This window comes from Novosphingobium sp. LASN5T (genome assembly GCF_003856955.1).
GTDB lineage: Bacteria > Pseudomonadota > Alphaproteobacteria > Sphingomonadales > Sphingomonadaceae > Novosphingobium.
Genome location: NZ_RQSI01000096.1, coordinates 1 through 6,597, shown reverse-complemented (window position 1 = coordinate 6,597; position 6,597 = coordinate 1). Strand labels below are relative to the sequence as shown.

Here is a 6,597-nt window from a genome sequence, read left to right as displayed (position 1 = left end):
TTATCTGGACAGTCTGCACCGTGCCTGACGCTTCATTGAAGGGTATCGTCCAAGCGCGACGCAGGGGGTCATCAGGCCGGATGAAGCGCTCCCAATAAGCTGGCGTAGTCCGGCCTGATGACCACCGTCCCGCAGGCGCGCAATGGGTGCGTTCTGGATTCGGGAGGGGGTTCGGGGGAGGGACTGGCAAGCTGTGGATATTTCAGAAGAACCGATCTCCATCCAGGAACGCCGTGAAGCAGATGGACTGGACGCCCACATTCCGATCATCCTGCGCGATGGTACGATCTATGATCCTGATCTCGATCGCTACTTCCTCGATCTGCCGCTCAACGGCGCGCGTTCGCGCCACTCGCTGCGGGCACACGGCTACGATGTCCTGGTTTGGTTGCGGTTTCTGGGTTCGGCTCGCCGCAAGACCGTCTGGCAAGCCGATACCGATGATGTCGGTGCGTATCATCGGGCACGCCGGCGTAGTGACGCCGAGTTCCGGATATCAGCCTCGTCGTGGAACCGGGCGGTTGCATCGCTGGACAAGCTCTATCGATGGGCCGAGCGCGAGGGCCTGGTCGAGCGTACGCCATTCACCCATCGGCAGATCTGGCGAAGATCGCACGGCGGTCGGCGCGCTGCCATCGCCGGGCATAACGAAGCTTATGAGCGGGCTGCGCGCCGGTCCGATGTGCGCTTCGTCGATCTTCCCGCCTACCATGTATTCCGAGACGTCGGCCTGCGCGGCCTGACCGTCGAGGGAGCTGAGCGCCCGGGAGCGCGCGACCGCAATGGTGCACGCAACGCGCTGTTCGCTGACCTGCTGGTCACCACCGGTTTGCGTCTCGAGGAAGCATCCTTCCTTCTCGCAGCGGAGATTCCCGGCAGCGATGTTCGTGTAGAGCGCCAACGCCGGGTAGAACTGCCGGCGGCCCTGACCAAGGGCGACCGGGGCCGGACCATGCTGCTACCGCGTCGCCTGCTGCCCGCATTCGATGCATACATTGCGGTCGAGCGCGCATCGGCGGTGGCCAAGTTCGCCTCACGTCGAGGTTGGGAGGCCATCGACCGCCCGATCTTCATACACCGCCCACCCACCGCACCGACCGCTTTGCACCTCGTGGGTGGCGGCATGATGGATATGGAAGTCGTCACACCGGATGAACGGGCCAGGCTCGTGATTTGTGCCGACGATGGCACGCCAGGTGAGGCGGCAGTCCTCTGGCTCACCGAGGTCGGGCAACCGGTGCTGCCCAACTCGTGGGAAGCGATCTTTGCCCGGGCGAGCCGTCGATGCACGGATGCCGGTATTTCCGTTCGCGTCAGCCCCCATCAGCTCAGGCATTCGTTCGCCGTGCACATGCTGGCGATGCTGATCCAGCGGCGCCTCGGCGAAGTTGCTGCACCGGCAGGCGCCATGGACGGCTATCGCCAGTTGCTCGGTGATCCGCTGCAGCAGGTGCAACGCCTGCTCGGCCATTCCAGCCTTGCCACCACGTCGATCTATCTCGATCACATTGCCACTCGTGCCGATACCGTCGATGCGGCGGTGGAAGAGTTGCTTGCGCGTGTGCCGGGCTATCTCCGGCCATGACCGCCGCTCCTCGTAAAGGTCGCAAGGTCGGGTTCGAGGGCCAGACCACAGAGCCCGAGCCCGACCCATGGCTGCAGATCAGCACGCTGCGCTTCACGATCGCCCCGCCGTATGGGGGCGAGGTTCTTGTCGATTTCACCAGACTGCACCCACGGGGACTGGCACTCGCCTTTGCCCGAGGCCTGTTCATGCTGGTCGCTCCACGCGGGCCCGTAACGGTTCGCTCCTCCATCAAGACATACATGACCCAGCTGCCGAGCTTCTTTGCCTATCTTGCTGGGACTGGTGATCGGATCTCCGGGCCGGCCGACCTGCGAGCCAGCCACATCGATGGATACGAAGCGTGGCTCGAAGCTCAGGGCAAGTCGCGGGGCCACGCGCCGACCTTTGTCGCCAAGGTCGTTTCCGTGCTTCGCCGGATCGCTTCCGATCAGCCTGATGTCATCGAGGCGGGCTTGAGTGAGCGGCTTCGCTACGTCAGCTCGCAACCTTACGCCCCGCCACGCCCACGCGACGCCTACAGCCCGTTCGTTGCCCGCCAGCTCCGCGACGCGGCCCGCATCGATCTGGTCGCGATCGAGGCCAGATTGCGGGCTGGCCCATGCTTTGGCGAGATTCGGGAGATCGAGGCAACTGCCCGCAAGGCGCACGCCGCGATAGAGGCGCGTGGGATCCTCAGGCATCGCGACCCTGAGTGGATGGCACTCTATGCCAGGCGTTGGAAGCGCGGCCTCTGGAACGCGGATTTCAGCATGACGCTGCACAGCGCTCATTACCTGACGTCCGTCGATATCGTGCCGCTGCTGGTCCTGCTTTCGCTGGAGACCGGGCTTGAGCTCGAGTGCTGCAAAACGCTGACCGTCGATTGTTTGCGCAACGCCTCGGGCGGTACGGTGGAGATCGCTTACACCAAGCTTCGCGCACATGGCGCCGAACACAAGACCATCAGGGTGCGAGACGGTGCCTCGTCGACGCCGGGAGGGCTGATCCGGCGCATCATCGCACTCTCGGCAAGCGCGCGGGCCCATAATTCCAGCGATTGCCTGTGGGTCTATTACCAGGCCGGTGAGATCGTCCACGGCATTCGCCATCCGCGCTCGACCATCGATGCATGGACCACGCGCCACGCCATTGCCGATAACGCGGGCAGACCGCTGTATCTGCGCCTGTCCCGGCTCCGTAAAACGCACAAGGCGCTCTGGTATCTCAAGACCGAAGGGCACATGGCACGGTTCGCCGTCGGCCACACGATCGAGATCGCAGCGCGGCACTATGCCGATGTTCCCTCGCTCAGACCCCTGCATGAGCAGACCGTCGCCGACGCCCTCGAGGAGGCAGTCGCCGGTCCCCGAGTCATTCCTCCCTCCGAGGAAGATCATCTGCGCAGTCGAGCCGCAAGCGCGGACCAGATTGCCGAAGCGCCATCGGTTGCCGTGCTCGACGGAGAACAGGACGTATGGCTGGCGAGCTGCGGCGGCTTCTACGCAAGCCCTTTTGCCGCAGCTGTCGGCTCTCCATGTCCCACGCCGTTCTGGGGCTGCCTCGATTGCAAAAACGCGGTGATCACTGCGCGCAAGTTGCCAGCGATCCTCGCGTTTCTCACCTTTGTCGATGAGCAGCGCGCAGGCATGAACACGAACGAGTGGGCGGCCAAGTTTGGTCACGCCCGTGAACGCATCGTCCGCCAGATCCTGCCTGCCTTTGGCGATGACGCGGTGGCTCAGGCTCGCGCGCGGCTCGCCGCCCAGCATCCCATTGTCTATCTGCCGCCCGAGGCCCGGGCATGACTGCCGTATCCTTGCCGGCCCATGACGACGGGGCGCGCGAGACGCTTCCCGTACTCATGTCGGTTCCGTTGCGGCCTGGCTACAACCGCGCCGATCTCTCGCGTTACGGCGATCAGACCTGGGACCTGTCGCCGGGCGTCTTTCGCGATAACGCCAGGCGCTGCCATGTTACCGTGCATTTTGGCAGCATCGAAGACCCAGCCATTGCCGATGCCCTGCGCCAGTTTCTCCATGCGCGGCTCAATGTCGATCTGCCGGGCCATCGCCCCCGGCTTCAGCCGGCAGCGGTGCGGGGTGAGGCCAACCGGGCTCTGCTTTTCTTCAACTTCGTGAAGGCCGACCTTGGGCGCTTCGATCTTGAGCGGGTCGATCAGTCTCTGCTTGACCGCTTTGCCCGTTCGAAGCGCCGTGAGGGGCTACGTCCGGTTGCGGTCGCAGTATTGCTGCGCGTCATCTTCGACCTTCACGAGTTGCGCCGCCACCTTCCAACGGCTCGTCTTCGTATCGATCCGTGGCCCAGGCGCAGCCCGTTCTCGGTCGCCGGTGCCCGGTACATCCCTGGCGAGAACCGGACGCCGCGCATTCCCGAAGAGATCATGACGCCGCTGCTGGCATGGTCGCTGCGCTATGTGACCCACTTCGCGCCCGACATTTTCGCTGCGCGCCGGGAGCTTGAGCGTCTCGAAGCCAGGCGCAGCCGATTGATTGCGCACGAGGCTCATCTCGATCAGGCCGAACGCCGCGCGCGGCAACGGCAACGGCTGACCGCATACCTCACGGGCTTGCGGCGGCAGGGCCGCGGCGTTCCCATCTGGACCGGCTTGTACAACGCTGCTGTCCGCACCGATCCGTTGACCGGCGAGCAGCTGCCACCGATCAACTACCATCTCCTTCATCTCCACGCCGGCGTCGATGCGCAGGAAGAGCCCGCCATGCACCTCAGTCTGACGACCGGTGCACCAGACCTGATCGCTGCCGCCATCACGGAACTCGGCACCGAAGTCGGGGGGATGGATACACCGATTGCCGTGGATCCCGGGACCCTCCAACCCTGGCGCAGCCGGTTCGATGTCAAGGCATTGGCCCTGGAAGAGGTCATGCTACAGGCCGCCGCCTATATTGTTTGCGCCTATCTGTCGGGTATGCGCGACAGCGAGATCCAGGCAATGAAGCGTGGTTGCCTATCCATCGTCAGAGACGAAGACGGCGTTATATTGCGTCACCGCATCAAGTCGGTCGCGTACAAGGGCAAGCGCGGAGGCGGAGAACAAGCGGAGTGGGTTACGATCGCGCCCGTTGCCGACGCGGTCGCTGTGCTCGAGCAGTTGTCCGAGCGGGCCGGACGAGCGCGGGGCACTACGACGCTTTGGCCTGTGCTGTCACTTCGCGCCAACACCAAGACTCATGTCTCTGCCGAGATCGTCCGCCAGCTCAACCGATTTCGTGACCATCTCAACCAGCAGTTTGGATCGCCTGATGCGCCGGTGATTCCTCCACGACCCGATGGCACATCCTGGCGGCTGACCACCCGTCAGTTCCGCCGCACGATTGCCTGGCATATCGCCAACCGGCCCTTCGGGACGATCGCCGGCATGATTCAGTACAAGCACGCCAGTGTTGCCGCCTTCGAAGGCTATGCTGGAAGCAGCCGGTCGGGATTTCGCGGCGAGATTGAAGCCCAGCGTGCGCTCGGCCAAATCGATGACATCCTCGCCTATTTCGACGAGCGGCAAGGTGGTGCCCGCTTGGGTGGCCCTGCCGCGAACCGCGTCGGGACAGGGCTCGATGTCGTCGCAAGCGAGCTGGCGCCGCTGCCCGCCATGATCGCCGATCGGCAGCGCTTGCGCACCATGCTCGCCAGTCTCGCGCGAACACTGCATGTCGGCCCGCTGGCCGACTGCTTCTTCGATCCCGCAACGGCCCTGTGCCTCAACCGGATCACACAGCCCGGCCCGCCAGCACCGATGATTTCGATGTGCGAACCGCTCCGCTGCCCCAACGCCTGCCTCACCGCGCGGCATCGCGCGTCCTGGCAGCGCGGGGCCGACGAAGCGCGCATGCTGCTGCGCGAGAAGCGGCTTCCTGAGCCGCAGCGGGTCACGCTTCAGGCCGAAGTCGCAAGGATCGAGACAGTTCTCGCTCAGATCGTGCCCGGTACCGCCACACCGCCTGCCGGTGTGGCGGGAGAGGAAGAGGAGGCCGGTTTTCGGGTGACGGACTGAAGGAGCGGGAGAGAGTTTCCCTCCGACCGTCGTGGAGACCTGCCATGACCCGATCCCACCCAGCATCGGCGCGCGCCGACGTCTATTCACGCATCACCGCCGAGATCGTTGATGCCATCGAAGCCGGTGCCGGTGACTGGCGCATGCCGTGGCATCACGACGGCGCGGCCACCACCCGGCCGCAGAATATCACCTCTCGTCGGCGCTATCGGGGCGTCAACGTGCTGGCGCTCTGGATTGCCGCCGAAGCGGCTGCTTATTCCAGCGGTATGTGGGGCACCTACCGTCAGTGGGCGGCTCTCGGTGCACAGGTTCGCAAAGGGGAGCACGGCACCACGGTCGTATTCTGGAAGCAGGCTACATCGCGCGCCGACGATGATCATGGCGATGGCGAAGCCGGCCCCGGGCGCATGTTCGCCCGCGCGTTCACAGTGTTCAACCTCGCCCAGGTGGAAGGCTACGAGCCTGCACCGGTCGCAGTCTTGCCCGAGAGCGAACGGTTAGCGCACGCCGAGGCGTTCGTTTCTGCACTGAAGATTCCGGTCACCGCGGGGGCATACGACGCGCATTACCGGATCGATCTCGATCAGATTTTCATGCCGACCTTTGCCACATTCCGCGACGCGTCGGCCCACATGGGCACATTGCTGCACGAATGTGGTCACGCGACTGGCGCAAAGCATCGGCTCGACCGCAACTTTGCCGAACGGTTTAAGCGCGACAGCCTTGCGATCGAGGAGATTTGCGCCGAGCTAACCGCATCGTTCGTACTCGCCGATCTCGGCATCGCCCATCACCCACGGCCCGATCACGCCGCCTACGTCGCGTCCTGGCTGCGCGTGTTCAAGGATGACCCACGTGCCATTTTCACAGCCGCCAGCAAGGCCCAGGCCGCAGCCGATTGGATGCATGCCCAGCAGCCCCAGGCCGAGGAGATGGCGGCGTGAAACAGGTTCGCAAAAATGGCGCTGGAATTCACATTAGCGCTGGACTGTCAGGATAT

4 protein-coding genes are annotated in these 6,597 nt (G+C 64.3%); all 4 read left to right on the top strand.

Annotated features, from left to right (window positions below; translation table 11 throughout):
• Nucleotides 1-193 precede the first annotated feature (193 nt).
• Genes EH199_RS24045 through EH199_RS24030 form a run of 4 tightly spaced genes read left to right on the top strand, consistent with a single transcriptional unit; the run spans nucleotide 194 to nucleotide 6,541 of the window.
• Entirely contained in the window at nucleotides 194-1,585 is a 1,392-nt protein-coding gene (locus EH199_RS24045; RefSeq protein WP_223806916.1) for a site-specific integrase, read from the top strand.
• Nucleotides 1,582-3,372, top strand: coding sequence for a hypothetical protein (locus EH199_RS24040; protein WP_124811543.1), 1,791 nt, complete (start codon nucleotides 1,582-1,584; stop codon nucleotides 3,370-3,372). Before EH199_RS24045 ends, EH199_RS24040 begins: the two co-directional genes overlap by 4 nt.
• Nucleotides 3,369-5,594, top strand: coding sequence for an integrase (locus EH199_RS24035; RefSeq protein ID WP_124811542.1), 2,226 nt, complete (start codon nucleotides 3,369-3,371; stop codon nucleotides 5,592-5,594). The genes EH199_RS24040 and EH199_RS24035 overlap by 4 nt, the downstream gene beginning before the upstream one ends.
• A gap of 44 nt (nucleotides 5,595-5,638) precedes the next feature.
• On the top strand, nucleotides 5,639-6,541 hold the full coding sequence (locus tag EH199_RS24030; RefSeq protein ID WP_124811541.1) for an ArdC family protein: 903 nt from the start codon (nucleotides 5,639-5,641) through the stop codon (nucleotides 6,539-6,541).
• Nucleotides 6,542-6,597: the final 56 nt, after the last annotated feature.